This window comes from Bacillus sp. FSL K6-1006 (assembly GCF_038593175.1).
Lineage (GTDB): Bacteria > Bacillota > Bacilli > Bacillales > Bacillaceae > Bacillus > Bacillus safensis.
Genome location: NZ_CP151970.1, coordinates 1,516,590 through 1,541,297, shown reverse-complemented (window position 1 = coordinate 1,541,297; position 24,708 = coordinate 1,516,590). Strand labels below are relative to the sequence as shown.

The window sequence follows — 24,708 nt, the reverse complement described above, 5'->3', positions numbered from 1 at the left end:
TTTTGAACGTATCGTATCTGCATTGCAGAAGCGATGTGTTATTCTTGATCCTCTTTTTCAAATGTCAAAAGACCAGCGTCAATTTCTTCTAGTGCTTTGCCTACGAATTTGTAAGACTTTGTGTTTTCAATCTGCTGATCTTGATGGATCTGCATTTCACGTGCACGACGTGCCGACACTGTTACAAGTGTATATTTTGAATCAAGTTTGTTCATCAATGAGTCAATTGAAGGATCTAACATGGTTTATTCTACCCCCAGCATTTTTTTATATCTTGGTGCGACTCTGTCTCTGCGCAGGTGTTCTGCAAGGACGATCGCTTTGATTCTTTCACAAGCAAGCTCGACATCATCGTTTTCAACGACATAGTCGTAAGCATCCATCATTTCAATTTCTTCTTTCGCAGCAGCCATTCGGTTTCGAATGAGCTCCTCAGATTCTGTACCGCGAGTAATGATACGGTTTTGAAGTTCTGAAAGACTAGGCGGTGCAAGGAAAATAAAAAGACCTTCCGGGAATGCTTCTCTTACTTGAAGTGCACCTTGCACTTCAATTTCAAGGAAAACATCTTTTCCTTCGCTTAATGTCTGTTCTACATAGTCAACAGGCGTGCCGTAGTAATTCCCGACGTACTCTGCCCATTCTAACAGCTTTTTGTTTTCAATCATATGTTCAAATTCTTCCCTGGTTTTAAAGAAATAATCGACACCATTTCTTTCACCTTCACGCGGTTTGCGTGTCGTCACAGAAATAGAGTATTCAAATTTCGTATCTTCCTGGGAGAAAATGGCTTGTCTGACCGTTCCTTTTCCAACTCCCGAAGGTCCAGAGAGAACGATTAAAAGTCCTCTTTCTTTCATAATGGCGTATTACCCCTGCCCTTCATCTATGATTTCTTCTTTTACAGAAAGTCTTTGCGCGACAGTCTCAGGCTGAACGGCAGATAAGATGACATGGTCACTGTCCATAATGACAACAGCACGGGTTCTTCTTCCGTATGTAGCATCTATGAGCATGCCTCGATCTCTTGCGTCTTGTATCATTCGTTTAATCGGTGCTGATTCCGGACTGACGATCGAAATCATCCGATTCGCTGAAATGATGTTTCCAAATCCGATATTGATCAACTTTATGGTCATCTTCTTTCGTCCCCCTGTAATATAAACGTCTCTAGTCTCGCCGAAAGAGACGCACTGTAAACAGCATACACAATGACTATTCTATATTTTGCACTTGTTCTTTTATTTTTTCAATAGCACTTTTCATTTCAACCACCAGCTTTGTTAAATGGTGATGGTTCGCTTTTGATCCAATGGTGTTCACTTCACGGTTGAGCTCCTGTACAAGGAAGTCAAGTTTTCGGCCGGCAGCACCGCCTTGCAGCAAGATTTGCTGAAACTGCTGAAAATGACTTTTCAGTCTCGTAATCTCTTCTGTAATGTCACACCGGTCAGCAAAAATGGCAGCCTCTGTCGTTAGTCTGCTCTCGTCAAGCGCCTCTCCGATCCATTCTTGCAATCGCTGATTCAATCGTTCTTTGTACTGACTCACAACCTCTGGTGCAAAGACTTTGATTTCTTCTGTATAGGCCTCTAGTTCAGAAAGCCTCAGTTCACAGTCTTTTTGAAGTGATGCGCCCTCTTGCTCTCTCATGAAGCAAAGCTCCTTGACAGCAGCCTCGCAAGCTTCCATCAGCAGCTGCTCTAACTGTTCATTTCGGCTGGCTGACTCTTCCACTTGAACGGCAAGCTCCAGCCCCAATAAGTCATGTGCATGCTGAATGCCTGAAATGTGATAGCGTTCTTCGAGGTCTTTTGCGGCTTTCATGTATTCATCAAGCAGCGGCCAGTCGATCTGTAAGGACCGGCTTGCTAGTTTACCGCCTTCAATCGTGACAAACAGCTCAATTCTACCGCGCTGCACGTGACGAAGAATGATCTTTTTTAATGTATCTTCGAAATATAAAAGCGGCCTCGGCAAACGGGCATGAACCTCTTTAAAACGGTGATTGACCGATTTTAGCTCAACTGACACTGTCAGTTCTCCATCCGTTTTACTCGCTTGGCCGAATCCCGTCATACTGCGTATCATGTCAAAACACCCAATTCTTTCATATTAATAAAATGAAAAAGGTAATAGCAGACACTATTACCTCAAAATTATACCATAATCAATTATTTTTTTCTTGTCAAAAGTGATCCTGCCAGTAAAAAAGTTGGCAGTGCTGACATCCCAATGATCAGCAGCCAATCAATTGGTGCAACCGCCACCGTTTTGAAAATCGGCTGAAGCGGCGGGTAATAAATGACCACAAACATGAGTAAAAGTGATGACAAAACCGCACCGATCAAATAAAGGTTCCCAAATGGATTACGTTCAAAAATGGACCGTTCACTGCGGCAGTCAAATACATGAATGAGCTGCGCCAAAACAAGCGTACTAAATGCGACAGTCTGTGCATATTGCAGGTTGTTTGGATCGCGGTGATACACAAATATAAATGCCAAAAGGGTCGCAAGCCCGATGAGGAATCCTCTTGAGATGACCTTCCAGCCAAGCCCTCTAGCAAAAATGCCCTCTTTCACATTCCGCGGCTTTCTCTTCATGACATCGCCTTCTGGCTTATCCATGCCAAGTGCCATAGCCGGCAGACCATCTGTGACAAGGTTTACCCATAAGATTTGTATAGGAACGAGCGGAAGCGGAAGCGCGAGGAGCATCGCAAACAGCATGACCAAAATTTCTCCGACATTTGATGCCAGCAAATAACGGACAAACTTACGAATGTTTTCATAAATATTCCGGCCCTCTTTAATGGCGGATTTTATGGTCGCAAAGTTGTCGTCAAGTAAAATAAGAGAAGACGCTTCTTTGGCTACGTCTGTTCCAGTGATGCCCATGGAAATGCCAATATCTGCTTGTTTAATGGCAGGCGCATCATTGACCCCGTCACCTGTCATCGCCACAACATGACCATTTTTTTGATAGGCTTTGACAATTCTCAGTTTATGCTCAGGGGAAACCCGGGCAAAGACGTATACATTTTCAGCCGTTTGCTCAAGCTCTTTGTCGCTCATCTGATCAAGCGCTTTTCCGTCGAGCACCTGTCCTTGCTTCGGTAAAAGGCTTAAGTCTTTGGCAATCGCTTTGGCCGTTTCTACGTGGTCGCCTGTAATCATGACCGTTTTAATCCCGGCATCCCGGCACTCTTTAATCGCTCGTCTGACTTCAGGGCGCGGTGGATCGATCATGCCCTCTAACCCGATCAATGTTAAATCGGTTTCAGCCTGCTTTACAGAGGTGATTTTTTCCGTCAGACCGACTTTTTTATAGGCAATGGCAATGGTTCTAAGCGCCTGTCTTGCTAAGCCTTGAATTGCAGCTTCTGTTTCTTGCCTGTGAGTGGCTGAAAAAGAAGCTGTGCGCCCGCCGTGCATGATATGACTTGAACGGTTCATTAGTACATCCGGCGCACCTTTTGCAATGACATACCGCTCTTTTTGATTCGTTTCAACGACGACTGACATCATCTTTCTTTCTGAATCAAAAGGAAACTCCTCAATGACATGAAATCCAGCTTCGATGAATTGCTCTGTAAAACCCGCTTTACGTGCTGCGGTGAGAAGCGCCCCCTCTGTCGGATCTCCATCAAGCCTCATCTCCCCGTCTTTTTCAACGATGGTCGATGTATTACAAAGCGCCCCGTATAATAACACCTTTTGCAGGCTTGGGTGCTTGTCAGCATGGACGATTTCTCCGTTCAAGGTAAAGTCACCGGATGGCTCGTAGCCTGTGCCAGAAATATTCCACGTTTTCCCCTCTGCCCACACATGGGTCACGGTCATTTTATTTTGCGTCATCGTTCCTGTTTTATCTGAGCAAATGATTGACGCGCAGCCGAGTGTTTCCACCGCGGGGAGCTTTCTGACAATCGATTTTTGTTTGATCATCCGCTGCACCCCTAGGGAAAGTGCAACAGTGACGATCGCCGGCAGGCCTTCTGGAATCGCCGCAACAGCAAGAGATACTCCCGCTAGGAACATATGATACAATTCATGTCCTTGCACAACCCCGAGAACAACAACGAGCACCGTTAAAAATAAAGCAGCCACAATCAGAATTTTCCCAAGCTGCTCGAGACGTCTTTGCAGCGGCGTTTCCATGTTACCTGCTGCATCCAGCATGCCGGCAATTTGTCCCATCGCCGTATTCATCCCTGTACCAATGACAATCCCTACGCCGCTGCCTCTAGTGACAAGCGTCCCCATAAAGGCCATGTTCGTCAAATCTCCGAGAGAGACATGACCGCTTGAAAGCGGACTTGCGTGTTTGACCGCTGGGATGGACTCACCAGTGAGAGCGGACTCCTCGATTTCTAAGCTCTTTGTTTCTAGTAATCTAATATCTGCCCCAATCCGGTCTCCGCTTGAAAATTTCACAATATCCCCTGGCACGAGATGTTTAGACGGGATCTTGACCCATTCATTATTTCTCCTTGCATACACGTGCGGAGTTGATAATTCTTTTAACGCTTGAAGGGATTTTTCCGCCCGGCGTTCTTGATAAAAGCCGAGTACACCATTAATTAAAACAATGGCTACAATTGCAACAGCATCAATGTATTCTCCTAAAAAGGCAGAAATGATTGTTGCTGCCAGCAAGATTAACACCATGAAATCTTTAAACTGTGCTAAAAAAATGATCAGAGCCGACGCCTTTTTTCCTTCCTGCAATTCATTTGGCCCGTGTTTTTCAAGCCGCTTTTGTACATCTTTTTCTGACAGTCCGTCACCTATCGATGTATTCATTGTTTTTAATAAATCGGTTTGGTTCAGTTCATGCCAATTCATTTGACCTCGTCCACTCCTCTTTTGTTCTCTCTCATATGCAGTGTTCTATAAGCCAGTTTATTCAGACTCGTCCTAAATCATGCTATAATAATAAGACTGCCTAAAGAACGAGAAAACGGAAGGTTCTTTCAGTAGATTTGTGTGAAAGAAGAGGGTGTATCCAACATGTCATTTGACGGCATTTTTACATATGGTATGACAAATGAATTGCAAGAGACTTTAACTGGCGGGAGGATTTCAAAAATCCATCAGCCATATAAACACGAGCTGATTTTTCATATTCGGGCAAACGGGAAAAATCACAAGCTGCTTTTATCGGCTCATCCGAGCTATGCGAGAGTGCAGCTCACAGAGCATCAATACGACAATCCAAGCGAGCCGCCGATGTTTTGTATGCTGCTCAGAAAGCATCTTGAGGGTGGCTTTATTGAACGTTTTGAACAGATTGGGTTTGACCGGGTGATCGTGCTTCATGTGAGAAGCCGAAATGAAATCGGTGATGAACAGACGCGTAAGCTTTACATTGAAATCATGGGACGTCATAGTAATTTGATTCTTGTAGAGGATGGAACGCAGCAGATCATTGATGGTTTAAAACACCTTTCTCCATCTGTGAACAGCTATCGAACGGTGCTTCCTGGTCATGAATACCTTCTGCCGCCTGCGCAGCAAAAATTGAATCCTTTTGACGTGACAAAGGATGATATTTTGAAGCATTTACGCTTTCAAGAAGGAAAGATCGCGAATCAAATTGTCGATACCTTCTCTGGGGTTTCCCCGCTGTTTGCAAAGGAAGCAGTACACCGGGCCGGCCTTGCCAATCAAGAAACAATTCCAAATACACTGCTCGACATGTTCCAGCTCATTCGCATGCATTCTTTTACGCCGCAGCTCACAAGAAAAGACGGGAAAGAGTATTTTTATTTATTAGAGCTTCAGCATGTCCATGGCGAGATGAAGACATTCGACTCACTCAGCCAGCTGCTTGACCGCTTTTATTTCGGAAAAGCTGAGAGAGACAGAGTCAAACAGCAGGCGGCAGACCTTGAACGATTTGTCGTCAATGAAAAAAAGAAAAATGAAAACAAGCTGAAAAAGCTAAAAAGAACACTTGAAGAATCTCAAGATGCACACAAATATCAGCTCTATGGTGAGCTGTTAACAGCCAATTTATATGCGATTAAAAAAGGGGATAAAGAAGCGACTGTCATCAATTATTACGATGAAGACGGCGGAGAAATCACGATCCCGCTCAAAACAAATAAAACCCCTTCTGAAAATGCACAGGCATATTTCACAAAATATCAAAAGGCAAAAAATGCTGTAGAAGCTGTAAATGAACAAATTAAGCGGACACATGAAGAAATTGCTTATTTTGAAGAGCTGATTCAGCAGCTGTCCTCTGCTTCGCCGAAGGATTTAGAGGAAATGAGAGAAGAGCTTGTTGAAGGAAAATATTTGCGCGCCAAACAAAAGCGCCACGCCAAAAAGAAAAAACCGGCGGCCATTCAGCTCGAAACGTATGAATCGTCCCAAGGCATACCAATTTTAGTCGGAAAAAACAACAAACAAAACGAGTATTTGACTACAAAGGCAGCTGCTCGTGATGATATTTGGCTGCATACAAAGGATATTCCTGGATCACATGTCGTCATCCGCCACCAAGCACCTGATGAACAAACGCTGCTTGAAGCGGCTCAAATTGCCGCCTACTTCTCGAAGGCAAAAGAGTCCGGCTCCGTTCCTGTCGATTATACGAAAATCCGGCATGTGAAAAAACCAAACGGAGCAAAGCCAGGCTTTGTTACGTATGATCAGCAGCAAACATTATTTGTCACACCTGACGAAGATCTTGTGCTCAAGCTGAGAAAATAAATAAAAAAAGCCGATAAAATCTCCTGTAAGGATTTTATCGGCTTTTTCTTTGTCGTTTTTTTCTTTCGATGTAAAGGGCATCAAGTGCGTCAATATCCTCTTGTTCAAGCAAGGATTCAATTGCCGCAGCCAGCTGTTTTGTCCGGGCGGGGCTTGCACCGCTTGTAGAGACTGAAATCGTCACTTTTCCTGCTTTGACAACCTTCGGCACCATCACATTACCGAGCTCAGATTGGCTCACACAATTCACGAGCTGGTGAGGCTGCGCTGTTTGTGCAATCCATTCATTTACCGAAGGGTCGTTTGTAGCAGCTACAATGAAAAACGCATCCTTCAAATCTTCAGCGCCCACCTTCTTTTCCTTCCAATTCAATGCGTATGTATCAATGAGGCACGCCATCTCTTCAGAAAGATCAGGACTCACAACAGTTAGATGGCAAGGCTCCGTACACAATGTCTTTGCTCTTCTTAATGCAACAGATCCGCCGCCGGCGATGACCACTTGTTTATTGGTTAAATCAAGATGGACTGGAAGCATGGCTTTCTCCTCGGAAACGAAACGCATCGTCTTTGTTTAAAATGGTTTCTAGCACTCGTTCAATATAAGCCGCTTTGACATGCGGATGAAAGCCAATATACCGGCATACCCGGACATCTTTCAGCCGCTTTCTCGCCTGAGCGGCTTCACTTTCAATTTCTTTCATTAAAATCCCCGTAAACAGTAAGTAAGGAACGATATAAACAGGCCCATCGTCATCTTCTGATAACTGCGCGAGAACATCTCGATAATTTGGCTCACATGCTGTAATAAAACACGGAAGAACCTCTGCATGCGGAAGCAGGCTTCGGACATCGTCTGCAATGCCAAACACATCTCGCTTCACCTCCGGATCAGAACTCCCGCGGCCAATTAAAAGAATCCGAGCGCGCTCGCCTTGATATCCTGCTTCTTTAATTCTTGCGGCAACCGCTTTTGTTACTTCTTGATTCACCCCGATCGGCTTTCCATATGTGACCTTCACTTGCGGGAAACGCGCGCGCACTTTCTCAATTTCGACCGGGATATCCGATTTGGCATGCATGGCAGTTAAAAGGAGGAGCGGGACGATTGCAATGTGTGTCGCTCCTTTTTTCACACAGGCCTCAAATCCTTCTTCTATAGAAGGATCCGTCAGCTCTAAAAAACAAATTTCTTGTATATCTGCTTTCACTAACGGCATACAGCTTTTCATAAAAGAAATGGCCTTATCTTGTGCTTCTTTCACCCTGCTTCCATGCCCAACATAAAGGACAGCTTGTTTCATGCGGCTCCTCCCTCTCACTTGTTTTCATCAGACGAAAAGACACGATGTATGCACGTGTCTTTTCTCTACCATTCTCATTTCTCGATTAATGCGGGTTCAAACCAGTTCAGCTTTTGATGAAAATGAACGACATCTCCAACAACAATTAAACTTGGATGCTCGATCCCTTCTTTTTCAACAGTTTCAGACAGTGTCGCCACCGTGCAGCAAGTTGTCTTTTGCCTCGATGTGGTTCCCCAGTGTATAAATGCAGCGGGTGTTTCTGGGTCCCGTCCATTTTTTAAAAGCAGGCGCTGCACTCTTTCCACGTTTTTGACACCCATGTAAATCACAAGAGTATCAATCCCTGTAGCCAGCGCCTCCCACTTTTCTTCAAAATGTTCATCCTTTTGATAGTGGCCCGTGACAAAAGCAACATTTGAGCTGAATTCACGATGTGTCACAGGGATGCCCGCATAAGCAGCCGCTGCAATCCCAGAAGTAATTCCTGGGACGACCTCATACGGAATTCCGTGCTCAGCTAAGCATTCGATTTCTTCACCGCCGCGGCCAAAGACAAAGGGGTCGCCGCCTTTCAGCCGAACGACAACGTTCCCTTCCTTTGCATGAGCCACAAGCGCTTCATTGATGGCTTCCTGCCTCATTGTATGATGATTTGGCAGCTTGCCGCAATAAATCAATTCCGCCTCCGGTTTGGCATGGGCGAGAATTTCTTGATTGACAAGACGATCATATAAGATGACATCTGCCTGCTGTATCGCCTTATAGGCCTTTAATGTGATTAAATCTGGGTCACCGGGTCCAGCACCCACAATGTATACTTTCCCCATCTTGCTTTTCTCCCCCTGCCATCAGGCGATTATTTCGTTGTTCCTTTTACATAATCAACAAGACGCTGTTTAGATTCCTCACGGGATAATTCCCCTGTATCTAATACGAGCTCAGGCGCAGCAGGCTCTTCATACGGTGAATCGATTCCAGTGAAAAATGGAATTTCACCGTTTCTCGCCTTTTTATATAACCCTTTTGGATCACGCTCTTCACACACGTTCAGATCACATTTGACAAACACTTCGTGAAATTCTCCCTCTTCGACCAACTGTCTGACAGTGTGGCGGTCTTCCTGAAATGGAGAAATAAAAGCAGTGATGACAATCGTTCCTTGCTCCACAAATAATTTCGCCACTTCTCCGATCCGGCGGATGTTTTCTTTTCTGTCATCATCTGAAAACCCTAGATCTTTATTGAGTCCGTGCCGCACATTATCGCCGTCAAGAACTGTGACTTGGTAGCCTTGTTCAAACAGCTCTCTTGCAGCTGCATTCGCGATCGTTGATTTACCTGACCCGCTTAGACCTGTAAGCCAGATAATGCCGCTCGTATGATTGTTTTTTTGTTGATATTCTTTTTTTGTAATAGATGAATCATGCCACACGATATGTTCGTTGCTCATGTCATACCCTCCCGTTAAGATACCGTCGTTTTTAATCCTTCGATTAATGTTTCAATGACTTCTTTTCGGCTGAACGTGCTTGGTGGTAATTCACCGTTTCTCAGCATTGTTCGAACCTTTGTACCTGAAAGAATGACATGCTCGCTTTTGTCGTGAGGACACGTTTTTGGAGTGGCCATCGCTTCACATGTATTACAGTAGAAGCTGTGTTCAAATTTTAATGGAGTAATGCCGATTTCTTCGCTTGTAAATTGATCAAATAGTTCCTGCGCCTCGTATGTGCCGTAATAGTCACCAACACCTGCATGATCTCTTCCGACAATAAAATGGGTGCAGCCATAATTTTTCCGTACTAGCGCATGAAAAATGGCTTCCTTTGGTCCAGCATAACGCATTGCAGCAGGAAAAACACCTAAAAAGACGCGGTCTTTTGGATAATAACCGTCCAATAACACTTGATAGCTTTTCATTCTTACATCTGCCGGGATGTCGTCAGATTTTGTTTCACCGACAAGAGGATTTAAAAATAAACCATCGACTGTTTCCAGTGCTGTTTTTTGAATATATTCATGAGCACGATGAACCGGGTTTCTCGTTTGGAAACCAACAATGGTTTTCCAGCCGTTTTCTTGAAAATGACGTCTTGTTTCTTCTGGCTCATACGTAAATTGAGGGAATGGTTTTTCACTGCGTTTCGTCAGTGTAATTTTCCCGCCAATGTAAGTATCGCCGCGTTCAAATAATTTTTTCACGCCTGGATGATTGCGGTCATCTGTTTTATAGACATTCACCGCTTCTTTTTCCTTATCTGGTGTGTATTGATCCTCTACTTCAATGACCCCATATACAGTTCCATTGTAGGATAAGCGCACGATATCGCCTTGATGGATTTCCGCAGCCTTTTCTTTTGTCACTGGCAGTGTAATAGGAAGAGACCAAACGACACCACTTGCTAGCCGCATACTGCTTACAACTGCTTCATAATCCGCTTTTGTTAAAAACCCTTCAATTGGACTATATCCGCCAATTGCAATGAGTTCAAGGTCTGCAAAGGAAATCGCATCTAGTTCAATTTCCTTCGCAGCCGTGCTGAGATCATATTCTTCATTTACTCGATTAATTAATACGCCACCATGTGGTGTTAAACTCATTTGTTCATCTTCCTCTCAATGTTCATATTTATTAGATGTTAATAGTCGGATTTATGGTTAAATCCCGCCGCCCTGTTCATGAATAGAGCTGCTTTCATTTTTGACTGCTTTCATCAGACTCAGCGCACCAAGTGAGGCAAGCAGTACACTCATCATGATAAAGATAGAGTAATAGTCTCCTTTTAAGAAAAGGCTCACAAGCAAATACGATAGGCTGAGTGATAAGAAAGGTGAGACCACCCATACTTTCAGCATTTTTTTCACCACATGTTTGTGAAAAATGTTAGGCCCGCCTTTTGCCATTCCAAGCCCGATAATAGACGAGGAGGTGATTTGCGTAAGTGGAACGGGCAGCCCAAAAATAGAGCTGACGATGACAAGCCCGGCACCGGTACTCGAAAGTAAAATCCCTTCGCCTGTTTGATAGCGGGTAATTTTCTTTCCGTTTGTTTCCAGTACTCTTCTGCCTAGCAAGAGGGCCCCTGCTGCGACGAAGATTCCGCCGTAAAGTGTTCCCTGCCCAACTGACAAAACCCCTGAAGCGACGAGCGGGCCGACGGCATTTGCCACATTGTTCATACCGGCTGAAAATGCCTCTAAAAATCCGCTGAGAATTAAAACGATAGATAAAATAGCTGTGCCTTTTTTAGACAGCTTCCGTTTAGGGAACATTCTGATGATTTTGACGACAGCAAAGGTAAAAAGAAAGGCGAAAAGCGGGATGATGACCCAAAATGCCACAATCACTAAAATGGATTTCACAAACAAAACTTTATATGCGACTGCCACACCAACTACAGCCCCTACTGTGACCTCACTTGTTGATAAAGGAATCGCCATCAGATTTGCTATGAAAAGTGATAGTGCAGCAGAACCAATGATAATACAAACGATTTCAAGTGTAATGACTGATTCTGGCATAATACCAGAGCTGATCGTTTTGACGACCTCACCGCCGCCAATCACTGAACCTGCTAAAATCCCAACTGCACAAAAACTGAGCGCATAAATGGGCTTTTGAATGGCACCTGATCCATACGCAATGCCCATAGAAGCAGCTGCTCCGCTTGCGCCTATGTTTAAAGCAAAGAATAGACTAAATAAAATTGCGGCGATTTCCATACATTATGCTCCCTTACTCATGTAATCCGCACTCTGTCTTTGCTGTGCCTGACCATCTGCCAGAACGCAGATCATCTGCAGTAAATGCTGGCTGTGTACACGGTGCACAGCCGATACTTGGATATCCTTGGTCATGCAGCGGATTATAAGTAAGTTCCTCTCTAGATGCATATCTCCATATGTCCTTCCACGTCCAATGGATAAGCGGACATACTTTCACTGATTTGAATTTTTCATCCTTATTTAAGAAATTCGTCCCTGCTCGTTTTGGTGACTGCTCTCTTCTTAAACCAGAAAGCCATGCTGGATAACCAGATAAGGCTTCTTGCAAAGGAATGACCTTACGCATATGACAGCAGCTTTGAGGATCTGTTTTCCATAATTGATCACCGTGCTGCTCATTTTGCTGTTCAACCGTCAGCTCAGGCGTTTTCAGTACAATATCTAAGCCCGGATATCTTTCCTTTACCGCATCAATTGTGTCGTAAGTTTCTTTAAAATGCAGACCTGTATCTAAAAAGACAATTCTCGCATCTTTTTTTACTTTTGCAATCAGATCAATTAGAACGATGCCCTCAATCCCAAAGCTGCACGCATATACGAGCTGGTCACCATAATGACCGTACGCCCATTTCAGTACAGACAGGGCTCCTTTATACAAATCATCCTCTTGAAATGTAATGGACGGCTCTTGCCAATTTTCATAAGTTAACATGATTTCTCCCCTTCCGGAGTACCGCTCATATTGCTATTTTCCGCACTACTTTAATCTAATTTTTTCGTTTTTTTCCACTTGAATCACTTGACCGTCCTGAACAATTAACGTAATTGAACCGAATTTCATATCCCCAATCAGTTCTTGCATATGCTTTACTAAGTCCTCATCCTGATTTTGTTTCACTTCCATCTCCTCTTCCTCCTCACCGTTAAAATAAAAAAACTTTCTTTCAGTCCGAAAGAAAGATGAGGAAGCTCACAATTTCCTTATCTTTCAAAATAGAATCATTTTGCAGGAAGTAGCACCTTGCGAATCGCAGGTTGCCGGGTTTCATCGGGCCAGTCCCTCCACCTCTCTGGATAAGAGTTTCAATTTGTCTTAAATATTAACACAATTCAAACAAAAGTCAACCCGACTTTATTGATAGGATTAGTTTTTATTAAAATTTGAGTCTATTTTACTATTTTTACCCAAATAAAAAAGCCGTGCGGGTAGGCACAGCTTTTGTTAACGATAAGCTAAATTGCTCTTCATTCTAGTCCTTTGTCTTCTTTTCAGACCATTTCTTCCATCCAAGATTCAGAGGAAGGGTCTTGTCTCCAACGTTTTAGTTTGTTCATCGCAGACGGCTCAATCGCTTTCAGTTCAAGTGCCACGTCTGTCAATGTGTCATAGTCTGTCAGGGTGACATACGGAATATTTTTTTCTTGAAAAGCGGCCGCTGCTTTTGGCAGTCCGTATGTGAAGATTGCGGCAACTCCTAATACCTCGCAGCCCTCAGCTTGAAGAGCAGCGACCACTTCAAGCACACTGCCTCCTGTGGAAATAAGGTCTTCGACGACGACAACCTTTTGGCCTTTCGATATGGCCCCTTCAATTTGATTTCCTTTGCCGTGTGCTTTCGGCTTACTTCTGACATAACACATCGGGATGTTCAAGCGGTCTGCTGCTAATGCCGCATGCGGAATGCCTGCTGTTGCAGTACCCGCGACAACCTCTGCTCCCTTGAAATGAGTGAGAATCAAATCTTTTAGACCTTCCGCAATGTCGTGTCTGACTTCTGGATATGATAATGTGAGGCGGTTATCACAATAGATCGGTGATTTTATACCGCTCGCCCATGTAAACGGTTCGTCTGGTTTTAATGAGACCGCTTTGATTTGTAATAGATGTTTCGCGATTTTTGATTTCATCTGGCAGTCACTCCCACTCTTTCAAAATTTGATGATAGGCTTCTATTGGTTTATCCGCTTTTGTGATTGATCTTCCGACAACGATTTGTGAAACACCTTGCTCTTTTGCATAGGCAGGTGTCGCCACACGCTGTTGGTCGTCGGTTTGATCATTCGGTAAGCGAATTCCTGGCGTTACAGTGAGAAAAGAGGGTGATATATGCTCATGAAGTGCTTTAGATTCATGAACAGAGCAAACAACCCCGTCCAGCCCACTTTCATATGCTAATTGTCCGTACCGGATAACAGTCTCTTGCAGCGGACGGTCAATGAGTAATTCTTTTCTCATCATGTCTTCTGACGTACTAGTCAGCTGGGTCACTGCAATAATGCCTGGGCGGCTTTGTCCAGCAGGAGTCCCGCTTTCAAGTCCCTCTAATGCAGCCTGCATCATTCGTTTCCCGCCAGCAGCATGCACATTGACCAAATCAACGCCAAGTGCGGCAAGCCGGTTCATCGCTTTTTGCACCGTTGTTGGAATGTCATGTAATTTTAAATCGAGAAAAATGCGGCAATTTTTTTCTTTCAGCTCATCAAGGATGGCAGGTCCTTCTTGGTAAAACAGCTCCATGCCGACCTTCACAAATAATGGTATCCCTTCAAAGGGATCTAAAAAGGCAAGCGCCTCCTGCCCTGATGGAAAATCAAGCGCGATGATGGGCAAGTGCTTCATGTTTCCAGCTCCTTCCGATACATTCCTCTACAGATGAATAACCATATGCTGCTAACACATTTGGCAGCTCTTCAATGATTTCCGGGCAAATAAATGGATTCACAAAATTGGCTGTACCGACAGCTACTGCACTTGCTCCTGCTAGTAAAAATTCAAGTACATCTTCAGCACTTTGCACTCCGCCCATCCCGATAATCGGAATAGAAACCGCTTGACTCACCTCATGCACCATGCGCACAGCGACAGGTTTGACAGCTGGTCCTGATAATCCGCCTGTTTTATTGGCAAGGATGGGGTTCCCCGTTTTTAAATCTAAACGCATCCCGATTAATGTGTTAATCATGGTGAGTCCATCCGCTCCAGCAGCTTCAATCGCTTGAGCAATCTCTACAATATTGGCTACGTTAGGTGACAGCTTGACATAGACAGGTACAGAAGAGACTTCCTTGACTGCTTTTGTCAATGATGCTGCCATATTTGGATCTGTACCAAAGGCGATTCCGCCAGTTTTAACATTTGGGCAAGAAATATTCAGTTCAAGGGCATGAACATTTTTGGCTTGGCTGATTTGCTTGGCTACTTCAACATAATCTTCAACCTGTGAGCCAGCAACATTCGCAATAATAGGCGTATCAAACTGCTCAAGCCAAGGCAGCTCATTTTCAAGTACGCCTTTTAGACCTGGGTTTTGAAGTCCGATTGCATTGAGCATACCAGCCCCTGTCTCGGCTACCCTTGGTGTCGGATTGCCAAATCTCGGTTCAAGGGTTGTGGCTTTGATCATGATACCGCCCAGTAATGATAGGTCATATAAGGATGAAAATTCTCTCCCAAATCCAAAGCAGCCTGATGCAGGGATAATTGGATTCTTTAAAGATAATCCCGGTAACTCAACGTTTAGCATGACAATGCCACCTCCTCTGCTTTAAAAACAGGTCCATCAAGACAGACTTTGACGTAAGGTTTGTCGAGCTGATCGGTATGACAGACACATGCAAAGCAGGCACCAATCCCGCAGCCCATTCGTTCTTCCATCGAAATGTAGACGGGCTTATCAGGATACGTGTCTTTCAGCGCTTTTAGCATAGGTGTTGGACCGCAGGAGAGCAGCACATCAAAGCTCAGGTTTTGCTCTTTTATCACATCTGTTACAAAGCCTTTAGCACCATATGTGCCATCAACCGTTGCAATAAACGTATCGCCGAGTGCTTGAAATTTCTCCTCGTAAAATACATCCTTTTTCGATTGAAAGCCGAGGACATGCTTTACGATGACGCCTTTTTTCGTTAAACGCTTGGACAGCTCATATAGAGGCGGTACGCCAATTCCGCCGCCGACTAGTAATGCCGTCTCTCCGGGCTTGACGACTGAAGGATCATACCCGTTTCCAAGCGGCCCTAATACATCAACTGTTTCTCCCTCCCGCTTTTGAGAGAGGAGCTTTGTGCCCTCTCCCTCTGCGCGGTAAATGATGGTTGCTTCTTTTTGCTCGGCATGAATGTTGGCAATACTGATCGGTCTTCTCAGCAGCGGTGTCATGGATTCACTGACCTTTAGATGAAGAAATTGTCCAGCCGTTTGAAAGGAGTCCACAAGGTCACCTTTTAATGTCATTTCGTAAATATGATCAGCGATCTCTCGGTTCGAGACGACCGTCAAGTATGCTTTTTTCATATCGTTACTGTCACCTCAGCATTCGTTTTCACTTCTGGCATTTCATCCGCTCTAAATGTCATGCTCTCAAGCACTCGTAAAATGGCTTCTGCTGTGTCTAGGGACGTTAAGCAGGCCACTCCGTTTTCAACAGATTCACGTCTAATTCTAAAGCCGTCTCTTGCCGGCTGTTTTCCTTTTGTTAATGTGTTGATCACGAATTGGGCTTCCCCGTTTCGAATGACATCGAGAAGATTTTTGCCTTCTTCTCCAATTTTGCCGACCACACTTGATGGAATGTTTGCTTGTTTTAAGTAATTCGCCGTTCCTTCTGTTGCTAAAATATGATAGCCGATCGAATGGAATCTTCTTGCGATCTCAAGTCCTTCTTCTTTATCCTTATCAGCCACTGTCAGAAGAACTGCTCCGTCTTTAGGAATTTGAATGCCTGATGCAATCAATCCTTTATATAAGGCTTTTTCGATCGTGACATCTTTCCCCATGACTTCACCTGTTGATTTCATTTCAGGCCCGAGTGTAATATCCACTCTTCTTAATTTTGCAAAAGAGAAGACTGGAACTTTGACGTACACTCCTTCTTGCTCTGTGTGAAGCCCTTCTTCGTAGCCATAATTTTTGAGCTTGTCCCCCAAGATGACTTTTGTCGCAAGGTTTGCCATCGGGATGCCTGTAATTTTACTTAAGAAAGGAACCGTCCGGCTTGATCTCGGGTTCACTTCAAGTACATACACTTCACCTTTTGATAGGACAAATTGTATGTTCAAAAGCCCAATAATGTTGAGTCCTTTGGCAAGCTTGATCGTGTATTCTGCGATCTTCGCTTTGATGTCCTCAGACAATGTTTGCGGCGGATAGACCGCAATCGAGTCACCAGAGTGAACTCCGGCTCTTTCAATGTGTTCCATAATGCCTGGGATCACGACAGTTTCTCCATCAGACACGGCATCTACTTCAATTTCTTTTCCTGTCAAATACTTGTCAATTAACACCGGATGCTGCGGGTTGACCTTCACTGCATTCTCCATGTAGTGAAGAAGCTCAGCTTCTTGATACACAATTTCCATCGCGCGGCCGCCTAATACATAGGAAGGACGGACAAGGACTGGGTAGCCGATTTGATTGGCAATCGCTACAGCTTCAGGCACAGACGTTGCTGTTTTCCCTTTAGGCTGCGGCACACCGAGTGTTTCTAACGTTTGTTCAAACTTGTCCCGGTTTTCTGCGCGGTCTAGGTCTTCTAGAGAAGTTCCAAGAATTTCAACCCCTCTATTTGATAATTCGTCTGCTAGGTTGATCGCCGTTTGTCCGCCGAACTGAACAACGACTCCTTCAGGCTGTTCAAGGTCGATGATGTGCATGACATCTTCTACAGTGAGTGGTTCAAAGTAAAGCTTATCTGAAATACTAAAGTCTGTTGAGACCGTTTCAGGGTTGTTGTTAATAATGATCGCTTCATAGCCTGCTTGTTTAATTGCCCACACAGAGTGAACGGTCGCATAATCAAATTCAACTCCTTGTCCAATTCGGATAGGACCTGAACCTAATACGATGACGCTTTTCTTGTCAGTCCGTTCTGATTCATTTTCATCTTCATACGTGCTGTAGAAATATGGTGTCTCTGATTCAAATTCTGCTGCACATGTATCCACCATTTTGTATACAGGTACAATGCCTGCTTCTTGTCTTAGCTTGTAGACATCCGCTTCGTTCATATTCCACTCGCGGCTAATGTAGATATCTGAGAAGCCTTTTTCTTTTGCTTCTTTTAATACGTCTGTATTGCCTTTGTTTTCTTTTAATGTCTTCTCAAAGACGATAATGCCTTCCAGCTTATGAAGGAAGAAGTAATCAATTTTTGAGAATTCATGTATTTGTTCGACTGTATAGCCTCTTCTAAGTGCCTCAGCGATATAAAATAATCGTTCGTCTCCCGCTTTGATAATCCGCTTTTCAAGCACTTCATTTGTGATGTCTGCTTCATCTTTTAATTCAATGTGATGCACATCGGCTTCAAGTGAACGTACTGCCTTTAGAAGAGACTCTTCTAATGTACGGCCGATCGCCATGACTTCACCAGTTGCCTTCATTTGCGTACCAAGACGTCTGTTGGCAGATTCAAATTTATCGAACGGCCAGCGCGGTATTTTAGAAACGATATAGTCAAGTGCCGGCTCGAAGGCTGCATAGGTTTTACCTGTGACTGGGTTCATCATTTCATCAAGCGTTAAGCCGACAGCAATTTTCGCTGCCAATTTGGCAATTGGATAGCCTGTTGCTTTTGACGCAAGCGCAGAGGAACGGCTCACACGCGGGTTTACTTCGATGATATAGTATTGAAAGCTGTTTGGATCAAGTGCCAGCTGAACATTACAGCCGCCTTCAATGCCAAGTGCACGGATCAGCTTAAGCGACACATTTCGAAGCAGCTGATATTCTCGGTCACTTAACGTTTGGCTTGGTGCTACAACAATACTGTCACCTGTATGGATGCCGACAGGGTCAAAGTTTTCCATGTTACAAACAACGATTGCATGGTCACCGCTGTCTCGCATGACTTCATATTCAATTTCTTTAAAGCCGGCAATGCTTTTTTCAAGTAAGCATTGTGTGACTGGGCTAAGCTTCAGACCGTTTTCAACGATTTCCTTCAGTTCTTGCTCGTTTGTACAAATACCGCCGCCCGTTCCGCCTAATGTATAGGCTGGTCTGACAATGACAGGGAAACCGATTTGATCCGTGAACGCCATCGCTTCTTCAAGGTTATGAATGATTTCACTTTCTGGTACTGGCTCATTTAGTTCATTCATTAAATTACGGAATAAATCTCTATCCTCTGCTTTTTGGATGGCTGACAGCTTTGTACCGAGTACTTCAACGCCGCATTCAGCTAATACGCCAAGCTCTGATAATTCAACTGCAAGGTTTAATCCAGTTTGCCCGCCAAGCGTTGGTAAGATTGCATCAGGGCGTTCTTTTCGAATGATTCGTGTTAAAAATTCTGGTGTCAGTGGTTCGATGTATACCTTATCAGCCATTTCTGTATCTGTCATGATGGTTGCAGGGTTAGAGTTGACAAGAACGACTTCATAGCCCTCTTCTTTTAGCGCTAAGCAAGCCTGTGTGCCTGCATAGTCAAACTCCGCTGCCTGACCGATGATGATAGGACCTGATCCGATTACTAAAATCTTTTTGATGTCTACGCGTTTTGGCATACTTCTTCCCCTTCTTTCTCAGTCGTATGAATCATTTCCATGAACTGGTCAAATAAGTAGTTTGCATCTTCTGGACCCGGTGATGCTTCTGGGTGGTACTGAACAGTGAATGCTGGTGCTTCTTTATGTTTTAATCCTTCAATCGTATTGTCGTTTAGGGCAATATGTGTGACTTCGAGCACGTCTTCGTTAATACTGCTAACCGTGTAGCCGTGGTTTTGAGACGTCAGTGTCACCTTGCCAGTTGCTAGTTCTTTCACCGGATGGTTTGATCCTCTGTGGCCAAATTTCATTTTTTCTGTGCTTGCACCACACGCTAGAGCAAATAATTGATGTCCGAGGCAAATTCCAAAGAGCGGCACCTTTCCAATCAATTGCTGAATCATCTCAACGGCTTCCGGTACATCCACGGGATCTCCAGGTCCGTTTGAAAGCATGATGCCATCAGGCTTTAGCTGCAGCACTTCATCTGCAGTGATATTGTATGGCACCACAATGACGTCGCAGTCACGTTTATTGAGCTCGCGCAAAATACCGTGCTTCATGCCGAAATCGACAAGGACAATTCTTTTTCCTCTGCCTGGGCTTGGGTACGCATTTTTCACAGATACTTGACTCACTTGATCTGTTGGCAGCTGCAATGTTTGAAGGCGGCGGACAACGTCTTCTACTTGTTCATCAGGTCCTGCAAATGCCCCTCTTAAAGTGCCTGCACTTCGAATCATTCGAGTCAGCTTCCGTGTATCGATTCCGCTCAGCCCCGGAATGTTTTTCATTTTTAAATATTCATCGAGTGAATATGAAGAGCGCCAGTTTGAGGGCTTTTCACAAAGCTCTTTCACAATCAGCCCTTTCACAAACGGTGTGATCGATTCAAAATCATCACGGTTAATGCCATAGTTGCCGATAAGCGGGTAAGTCAGTGTGACAATTTGTCCGCAGTATGATGGATCAGATAAAATTTCTTGATAGCCCGTCATCCCTGTATTAAAGACGACTTCTCCGACTGATGGTTCTAAGCTGCCAAAGCCTGTTCCTTCAAATACTGTTCCGTTTTCTAGCACTAAACGTCTCTTCATTTTACTAGTCTCCCCTCTTCATAAACGACTTTCCCAGATGCAAGTGTCATGACCGGCCATCCTGATACAGTCAATTTGTCAAACGGTGTATTTTGCCCTTTAGATAAGAAGCTTGTTTTATCGATTGCCATTTCTTTGTTTAAATCAATAAGTGTGATATCAGCTATGTGCCCTTCTTCAAGCTTTCCGTATGGAAGGGAAAATGCTTCTGCTGGTTTGATTGTCATATAATCAACGAGTTCTTTTAATGTCCATTCGCCTGTTTTGACAAATCGTGTATACAGAAGCGGGAACGCTGTTTCAAGTCCCACAATTCCAAACGGGGCACGCTGCATGGTTTCGTTCTTTTCTTCTTCTGTATGCGGCGCATGGTCTGTTGCGATGAAATCAATCGTTCCATCTAACAGTCCCTCGATCAATGCCTCGCGATCTTCTTTTCCTCTGAGCGGCGGGTTCATTTTATAATTTGTATCAAGACCTGGAATGTCCGTATCACACAACAGCAGGTGATGCGGTGACACCTCAGCCGTCACACGGATGCCTGCTTTTTTTGCATCGCGTACGACCCGCACAGATTCTTTCGTACTGATATGACATACATGATAATGACAGTTCGCCGCTTCTGCTAAAAGAACATCTCTTGCAATATGCACCGATTCACAAATGGACGGTATTCCGTGTAACCCATTTGCTTTTGAAAATTCTCCTTCATGAACGCACCCGCCGTAAATGAGCGAGTTATCTTCACAGTGCGCCACAATCGCTTGATCAAGACTTGCTGCCTGTTTCATCGCTTCGTACATCATGCCTGCTGTTTGGATGCCGACACCGTCATCTGTAAAAGCAAAGGCACCTGCTTCTTTTAGTGCTGCAAAATCCGTCATCTCTTCCCCAATTTGCCTCGTTGTGATGGAGGCGTATGGCAGCACTCTCACAGATGAGGTCTCTTCGATTCGATTCATCAGCCATTCCATTTGCTCTTTTGTATCTGGAACCGGCCTTGTATTCGGCATCGCTGCAATCGTCGTATATCCGCCTCTTGCGGCTGCTTTAGAGCCTGTTTCAATCGTTTCCTTTTTCTCTCCGCCCGGCTCTCTTAAATGCACATGCAGATCGATCAAGCCTGGTGACACAAATAGCCCTGCTGCATCAATAACCTCTTCTCCGTCTTCTCTTTCTAGGTGACCAATCGCTTGAATCACTTTTCCTTTTACCCTAATATCCTGCTGCACTCTTTCACCTGTGCTTGTTAAGATAAAACCGTTTTTAATGAGATATGACATAGACAGAATCTCTCCCTTTTTGATGTAGTGTGCTATTTTGAAAAGCTCTTTTTAATACGGCCATTCGGATATAAACACCATTTTCCATTTGTTTGAAAATCCTTGACTGCTTGGACTCTACTAATGAATCATCTATTTCAACACCTCTGTTTACTGGTGCTGGATGCATAATAATCGCGCGTTCTTTCATTTTGTTTGCTCTGTCTACTGTTAATCCATAAGTTGATAAGTAATCTTCACTGCCCATTTTTTCAGCGTGCCGTTCATGCTGGATTCTAAGCAGCATCACCACATCAGATTGTGCGATGGCTTCATCTACTTGGGCATACGTTCCGTGAGGGTTTTGTTCATCCTGGAAGGAAGCAGGTCCTGAAAAGAGGACTGTCGCTCCCAGCCTCGTTAAAACCTCAGCATTTGATCTTGCCACCCTGCTATGTTTGATGTCTCCATGAATCGAAATCGTTAAGCCTTCAAAGCCGCCAAACTCTTCAAAGATGGTCATGAGGTCAAGCAGTGATTGGGTTGGATGCTGCCCGCAGCCATCTCCTGCATTGATGATGGGAATTCCAACCTTCCCAATCAGCTCGTTATAATATTCATCGGTGCTGTCTCTGATCACACATGCCTTTACTCCGATCGATTCGAGTGTTTTTACCGTATCGTAAAGTGTTTCGCCCTTTTGAACGGAGGTGCTAGCCGCATCTAAGCTCAGGACATTCATCCCAAGTTTCTTCTCGGCTACTTCGAAGCTAAAACGTGTTCTTGTGCTTGGTTCAAAGAAGAGGTTTGCCACAAATTCTCCGGCTAATCCATGTTCTTGTTTCCCCTTTTTGAGTGCAGCTGCTTCTTCAATCAGCTGTAAAATCTCTTCTTTTGATAAGCTGCTCATTGTCGATAAATCATTCATTTTTTCTTCCCCCTCTAGTTTTTCATCACTTTCAGGTTCAAAAAAACCCTAAGCCTCGGCAGCTTAGGGTTCTCCAAAAGAAGCAGCGGCACTTTCGTGCATTCTGCTCCATTTAGAACCCTTGTCAGCCTCACTGGACTTCTTTTAAAAGGTTTTCTGTATTTGATTCATTTGAGTTGTCATCTTCTGCTTTTTGATGCGGTAGGATCAGATTTAACAGGACACCCGTAATCGCAGCAAGTGCCATTCCAGATAGGGTGAGATTGATTTGTTTCACCTCAATGAATGCCCCGCCAATCCCAATGACTAGGATGACTGATGCGATAATGAGATTACGCTTTTCTTCAAAATTCACTTTATGATCAATCAGAATTCTCAGGCCGCTTGAAGCAATGATTCCAAAGAGCAGAAACGAAACGCCTCCCATCACCGCGGACGGCACTGTACTGATTAATGCTGATATTTTTCCTACAAAACCGAAGCAGATCGCAAACACCGCTGCTCCGCCGATGACGAAGATACTGAACACTCTTGTGATGGCAAGTACGCCAATGTTCTCTCCATAAGTTGTTGTTGGCGGTCCGCCAATAAGTGAAGCGAAGATCGTTGCCGCACTGTCTCCTAAAATGGAGCGGTGAAGACCTGGTTTTTTAATAAAATCTTGTCCTACGACCTTACTTAACACCACTTGGTGGCCGATATGCTCAGACATTGTGACAAAGGCAACCGGCACCATCACCGTGAGAATGCTTAATGTCACAGCAGGTGTATAGTCGACAAATGGCACGACGAAGTCTGGTACAGCAAACCATTTTGCGTCAATGACCGGCTGGAAGTTCACGATGCCTTGTGTTAAGGCAAAGAGATAGCCGCTGATGATGCCGATTAATACTGGGATTAAGCTAAGGAATCCTCTTAGGAAAATCATACTAATAATGGTCACAGCCAGTGTGAAGCCAGCAACCATTAAGTGCTTGAGGCTGTAAACTAGCTCGGTGGCATTCGGATCAACATACATCGCCATGTTGACTGCTGTTCCAGCGAGTCCGAGTCCGATGACCATAATAACTGGTCCTACGACAACCGGCGGCAGAAGCTTCATCAGCCAGCCTGTGCCGAGCCATTTAATGAACAGGGCGATGAGTGCATAAGCGACACCCGCCATGAAGGCGCCAACCATTGCGGCTCCAGGGCCGCCCGTTGCTTTAACATTCAGTATGGGGGCGATGAAGGCAAAGGACGATCCAAGATACGCCGGAATCTGTCCTCTTGTGATAATTAAGTAAACAATCGTTCCCACACCGCTTGAGATGAGCGCGACGGCTGGACTCATATCAATGATTTTTGGTACAAGAATGGTCGCACCAAACATCGCAAACAAATGCTGAAGGCTAAGTGACAGCCATGTGAATGGTTTTGGGATATCTCGAATGCCTAAATTGGCTTTTTGCTGACTCATGATTTTCCTCCTAGATGTGTCCTTTTTCATTAAAAAAGCCTCTTTGCGAGTATGCGCAAAGAGGCCTAGATAAACCAGACACGTCATGTTAGCCGTGTGCACGGTGTCTCTGTTATTGCCCTCTTTGCAAACTCACTGGAATGCATTTAAAAAGGTTATTTTTCATATATAGCGACAAGGTCGTTCTGATCTACTTCATTGAGCTGAACCATGACTGTCTCTGCTTTTGAAGTCGGAATGTTTTTCCCGATATAATCCGCTCGAATCGGCAGCTCCCGGTGTCCCCGGTCAACGAGCACAGCCAGCTGAATGGAAGATGGTCTTCCTACATCCACAAGGGCATCCATAGCGGCTCTGACGGTTCTGCCTGTAAACAGGACATCGTCAACAACAATAAGTGTTTTGTCATTAATGTCAGCTGGTATGTCTGCACCCTTTACAAGCGGGTCTTGGTTGTCTGTCTTTTTTGTCAGGTCATCACGGTATAGCGTAATATCAAGTTCACCTACAGTGACTGGATTCCCTTCAATTTGCTCGATGCGCTCTGCAAGGCGCTTTGCAAGATGTATGCCTCTTGTCTTGATCCCGGCAAGGATGACATCCTTCATCCCTTTGTTGCGCTCAATCATTTCATGTGCAATTCGGGTAAGCGCTCGTCTGATCGCTTGTTCATCAAGAATGACTGCTTTTTGTTCCATCTATTACACCTCTTTTTG

At 44.4% G+C, this 24,708-nt stretch carries 24 protein-coding genes and 1 riboswitch; of the genes, 1 reads left to right on the top strand and 23 read right to left on the bottom strand.

The window, feature by feature from the left end:
* Positions 1 to 38: 38 nt before the first annotated feature.
* From rpoZ to NSS65_RS07920, 5 genes are all read right to left on the bottom strand, one after another.
* Positions 39 to 242, bottom strand: a complete 204-nt coding sequence (rpoZ, locus tag NSS65_RS07940) for a DNA-directed RNA polymerase subunit omega (protein ID WP_003211647.1) — start codon at positions 240 to 242, stop codon at positions 39 to 41.
* A 3-nt stretch (positions 243 to 245) separates the two neighbouring features.
* Positions 246 to 860 (bottom strand): guanylate kinase, encoded by a 615-nt coding sequence (gene gmk, locus NSS65_RS07935; protein ID WP_024424214.1) that lies wholly within the window; start codon positions 858 to 860, stop codon positions 246 to 248.
* A gap of 9 nt (positions 861 to 869) precedes the next feature.
* Positions 870 to 1,139, bottom strand: coding sequence for an extracellular matrix/biofilm regulator RemA (remA, locus tag NSS65_RS07930; RefSeq protein WP_008344898.1), 270 nt, complete (start codon positions 1,137 to 1,139; stop codon positions 870 to 872).
* Positions 1,140 to 1,215: 76 nt separating this feature from the next.
* Complete coding sequence (locus NSS65_RS07925) at positions 1,216 to 2,091, bottom strand: YicC/YloC family endoribonuclease (RefSeq protein ID WP_034281735.1); 876 nt, start codon at positions 2,089 to 2,091, stop codon at positions 1,216 to 1,218.
* An 83-nt stretch (positions 2,092 to 2,174) separates the two neighbouring features.
* The gene (locus NSS65_RS07920; protein ID WP_034281732.1) at positions 2,175 to 4,850 is read right to left on the bottom strand and encodes a calcium-translocating P-type ATPase, SERCA-type; all 2,676 of its coding nucleotides are present in this window, start codon (positions 4,848 to 4,850) and stop codon (positions 2,175 to 2,177) included.
* Positions 4,851 to 5,015: 165 nt separating this feature from the next.
* Here NSS65_RS07920 and NSS65_RS07915 point away from each other — a divergent pair, with 165 nt between their 5' ends.
* The gene (locus NSS65_RS07915) at positions 5,016 to 6,725 is read left to right on the top strand and encodes an NFACT RNA binding domain-containing protein (protein WP_034281729.1); all 1,710 of its coding nucleotides are present in this window, start codon (positions 5,016 to 5,018) and stop codon (positions 6,723 to 6,725) included.
* 34 nt (positions 6,726 to 6,759) lie between these two features.
* On the opposite strand, the gene NSS65_RS07910 is transcribed toward NSS65_RS07915, so the two are convergent.
* From NSS65_RS07910 to pyrR, 18 genes are all read right to left on the bottom strand, one after another.
* Complete coding sequence (locus NSS65_RS07910; RefSeq protein WP_120207075.1) at positions 6,760 to 7,263, bottom strand: bifunctional precorrin-2 dehydrogenase/sirohydrochlorin ferrochelatase; 504 nt, start codon at positions 7,261 to 7,263, stop codon at positions 6,760 to 6,762.
* Positions 7,244 to 8,029, bottom strand: a complete 786-nt coding sequence (locus tag NSS65_RS07905) for a sirohydrochlorin chelatase (protein ID WP_087978864.1) — start codon at positions 8,027 to 8,029, stop codon at positions 7,244 to 7,246. Before NSS65_RS07905 ends, NSS65_RS07910 begins: the two co-directional genes overlap by 20 nt.
* A gap of 74 nt (positions 8,030 to 8,103) precedes the next feature.
* Complete coding sequence (gene cobA, locus NSS65_RS07900; RefSeq protein ID WP_326135099.1) at positions 8,104 to 8,859, bottom strand: uroporphyrinogen-III C-methyltransferase; 756 nt, start codon at positions 8,857 to 8,859, stop codon at positions 8,104 to 8,106.
* A gap of 29 nt (positions 8,860 to 8,888) precedes the next feature.
* Positions 8,889 to 9,482 (bottom strand): adenylyl-sulfate kinase, encoded by a 594-nt coding sequence (gene cysC, locus NSS65_RS07895; protein WP_024424221.1) that lies wholly within the window; start codon positions 9,480 to 9,482, stop codon positions 8,889 to 8,891.
* A 14-nt stretch (positions 9,483 to 9,496) separates the two neighbouring features.
* Positions 9,497 to 10,633 (bottom strand): sulfate adenylyltransferase, encoded by a 1,137-nt coding sequence (gene sat, locus NSS65_RS07890; RefSeq protein WP_125586826.1) that lies wholly within the window; start codon positions 10,631 to 10,633, stop codon positions 9,497 to 9,499.
* A 57-nt stretch (positions 10,634 to 10,690) separates the two neighbouring features.
* Positions 10,691 to 11,755: an inorganic phosphate transporter gene (locus NSS65_RS07885; protein WP_025092551.1), complete on the bottom strand. Its 1,065-nt coding sequence runs from the start codon at positions 11,753 to 11,755 to the stop codon at positions 10,691 to 10,693.
* Positions 11,756 to 11,768: 13 nt separating this feature from the next.
* Complete coding sequence (locus tag NSS65_RS07880; RefSeq protein WP_024424224.1) at positions 11,769 to 12,470, bottom strand: phosphoadenylyl-sulfate reductase; 702 nt, start codon at positions 12,468 to 12,470, stop codon at positions 11,769 to 11,771.
* A 45-nt stretch (positions 12,471 to 12,515) separates the two neighbouring features.
* On the bottom strand, positions 12,516 to 12,662 hold the full coding sequence (locus tag NSS65_RS07875; protein ID WP_073205135.1) for a YezD family protein: 147 nt from the start codon (positions 12,660 to 12,662) through the stop codon (positions 12,516 to 12,518).
* Positions 12,663 to 12,736: 74 nt separating this feature from the next.
* A riboswitch (SAM riboswitch) is annotated at positions 12,737 to 12,839 on the bottom strand.
* Positions 12,840 to 13,027: 188 nt separating this feature from the next.
* Positions 13,028 to 13,666, bottom strand: coding sequence for an orotate phosphoribosyltransferase (gene pyrE, locus NSS65_RS07870; protein ID WP_061109820.1), 639 nt, complete (start codon positions 13,664 to 13,666; stop codon positions 13,028 to 13,030).
* A 7-nt stretch (positions 13,667 to 13,673) separates the two neighbouring features.
* Positions 13,674 to 14,378 (bottom strand): orotidine-5'-phosphate decarboxylase, encoded by a 705-nt coding sequence (gene pyrF, locus NSS65_RS07865; RefSeq protein ID WP_061109819.1) that lies wholly within the window; start codon positions 14,376 to 14,378, stop codon positions 13,674 to 13,676.
* Positions 14,350 to 15,282, bottom strand: coding sequence for a dihydroorotate dehydrogenase (locus NSS65_RS07860; RefSeq protein WP_061109818.1), 933 nt, complete (start codon positions 15,280 to 15,282; stop codon positions 14,350 to 14,352). The genes pyrF and NSS65_RS07860 overlap by 29 nt, the downstream gene beginning before the upstream one ends.
* On the bottom strand, positions 15,276 to 16,052 hold the full coding sequence (locus NSS65_RS07855) for a dihydroorotate dehydrogenase electron transfer subunit (protein ID WP_061109817.1): 777 nt from the start codon (positions 16,050 to 16,052) through the stop codon (positions 15,276 to 15,278). The genes NSS65_RS07860 and NSS65_RS07855 overlap by 7 nt, the downstream gene beginning before the upstream one ends.
* Entirely contained in the window at positions 16,049 to 19,264 is a 3,216-nt protein-coding gene (gene carB, locus NSS65_RS07850) for a carbamoyl-phosphate synthase (glutamine-hydrolyzing) large subunit (RefSeq protein ID WP_070325794.1), read from the bottom strand. Before carB ends, NSS65_RS07855 begins: the two co-directional genes overlap by 4 nt.
* Positions 19,249 to 20,343 (bottom strand): carbamoyl phosphate synthase small subunit, encoded by a 1,095-nt coding sequence (locus NSS65_RS07845; RefSeq protein WP_024424230.1) that lies wholly within the window; start codon positions 20,341 to 20,343, stop codon positions 19,249 to 19,251. The genes carB and NSS65_RS07845 overlap by 16 nt, the downstream gene beginning before the upstream one ends.
* On the bottom strand, positions 20,340 to 21,626 hold the full coding sequence (locus tag NSS65_RS07840) for a dihydroorotase (protein WP_061109815.1): 1,287 nt from the start codon (positions 21,624 to 21,626) through the stop codon (positions 20,340 to 20,342). Before NSS65_RS07840 ends, NSS65_RS07845 begins: the two co-directional genes overlap by 4 nt.
* Positions 21,610 to 22,533: an aspartate carbamoyltransferase catalytic subunit gene (locus NSS65_RS07835; RefSeq protein WP_081124354.1), complete on the bottom strand. Its 924-nt coding sequence runs from the start codon at positions 22,531 to 22,533 to the stop codon at positions 21,610 to 21,612. Before NSS65_RS07835 ends, NSS65_RS07840 begins: the two co-directional genes overlap by 17 nt.
* Before the next feature lie 130 nt (positions 22,534 to 22,663).
* A complete protein-coding gene (locus NSS65_RS07830) occupies positions 22,664 to 23,992 on the bottom strand; it encodes a solute carrier family 23 protein (protein WP_025092549.1) in 1,329 nt (442 codons plus the stop codon).
* Between the two features lie 155 nt (positions 23,993 to 24,147).
* Entirely contained in the window at positions 24,148 to 24,690 is a 543-nt protein-coding gene (pyrR, locus tag NSS65_RS07825; RefSeq protein ID WP_024424234.1) for a bifunctional pyr operon transcriptional regulator/uracil phosphoribosyltransferase PyrR, read from the bottom strand.
* Positions 24,691 to 24,708 lie beyond the last annotated feature (18 nt).

Coding starts and splice junctions, on each gene's coding strand:
- NSS65_RS07830 (WP_025092549.1), bottom strand. CDS start 23,992: ATGAGTCAGCAAAAAGCCAATTTAGGCATTCGAGATATCCCAAAACCA.
- cobA (WP_326135099.1), bottom strand. CDS start 8,859: ATGGGGAAAGTATACATTGTGGGTGCTGGACCCGGTGACCCAGATTTA.
- NSS65_RS07885 (WP_025092551.1), bottom strand. CDS start 11,755: ATGGAAATCGCCGCAATTTTATTTAGTCTATTCTTTGCTTTAAACATA.
- NSS65_RS07845 (WP_024424230.1), bottom strand. CDS start 20,343: ATGAAGAGACGTTTAGTGCTAGAAAACGGAACAGTATTTGAAGGAACA.
- NSS65_RS07915 (WP_034281729.1), top strand. CDS start 5,016: ATGTCATTTGACGGCATTTTTACATATGGTATGACAAATGAATTGCAA.
- NSS65_RS07910 (WP_120207075.1), bottom strand. CDS start 7,263: ATGCTTCCAGTCCATCTTGATTTAACCAATAAACAAGTGGTCATCGCC.
- NSS65_RS07925 (WP_034281735.1), bottom strand. CDS start 2,091: ATGATACGCAGTATGACGGGATTCGGCCAAGCGAGTAAAACGGATGGA.
- rpoZ (WP_003211647.1), bottom strand. CDS start 242: ATGTTAGATCCTTCAATTGACTCATTGATGAACAAACTTGATTCAAAA.
- pyrE (WP_061109820.1), bottom strand. CDS start 13,666: ATGAAATCAAAAATCGCGAAACATCTATTACAAATCAAAGCGGTCTCA.
- NSS65_RS07835 (WP_081124354.1), bottom strand. CDS start 22,533: ATGAATGATTTATCGACAATGAGCAGCTTATCAAAAGAAGAGATTTTA.
- remA (WP_008344898.1), bottom strand. CDS start 1,139: ATGACCATAAAGTTGATCAATATCGGATTTGGAAACATCATTTCAGCG.
- NSS65_RS07855 (WP_061109817.1), bottom strand. CDS start 16,052: ATGAAAAAAGCATACTTGACGGTCGTCTCGAACCGAGAGATCGCTGAT.
- carB (WP_070325794.1), bottom strand. CDS start 19,264: ATGCCAAAACGCGTAGACATCAAAAAGATTTTAGTAATCGGATCAGGT.
- sat (WP_125586826.1), bottom strand. CDS start 10,633: ATGAGTTTAACACCACATGGTGGCGTATTAATTAATCGAGTAAATGAA.
- NSS65_RS07880 (WP_024424224.1), bottom strand. CDS start 12,470: ATGTTAACTTATGAAAATTGGCAAGAGCCGTCCATTACATTTCAAGAG.
- NSS65_RS07860 (WP_061109818.1), bottom strand. CDS start 15,282: ATGCTAAACGTTGAGTTACCGGGATTATCTTTAAAGAATCCAATTATC.
- cysC (WP_024424221.1), bottom strand. CDS start 9,482: ATGAGCAACGAACATATCGTGTGGCATGATTCATCTATTACAAAAAAA.
- NSS65_RS07875 (WP_073205135.1), bottom strand. CDS start 12,662: ATGGAAGTGAAACAAAATCAGGATGAGGACTTAGTAAAGCATATGCAA.
- NSS65_RS07840 (WP_061109815.1), bottom strand. CDS start 21,626: ATGTCATATCTCATTAAAAACGGTTTTATCTTAACAAGCACAGGTGAA.
- pyrR (WP_024424234.1), bottom strand. CDS start 24,690: ATGGAACAAAAAGCAGTCATTCTTGATGAACAAGCGATCAGACGAGCG.
- NSS65_RS07920 (WP_034281732.1), bottom strand. CDS start 4,850: ATGAATTGGCATGAACTGAACCAAACCGATTTATTAAAAACAATGAAT.
- pyrF (WP_061109819.1), bottom strand. CDS start 14,378: ATGAAGCACTTGCCCATCATCGCGCTTGATTTTCCATCAGGGCAGGAG.
- NSS65_RS07905 (WP_087978864.1), bottom strand. CDS start 8,029: ATGAAACAAGCTGTCCTTTATGTTGGGCATGGAAGCAGGGTGAAAGAA.
- gmk (WP_024424214.1), bottom strand. CDS start 860: ATGAAAGAAAGAGGACTTTTAATCGTTCTCTCTGGACCTTCGGGAGTT.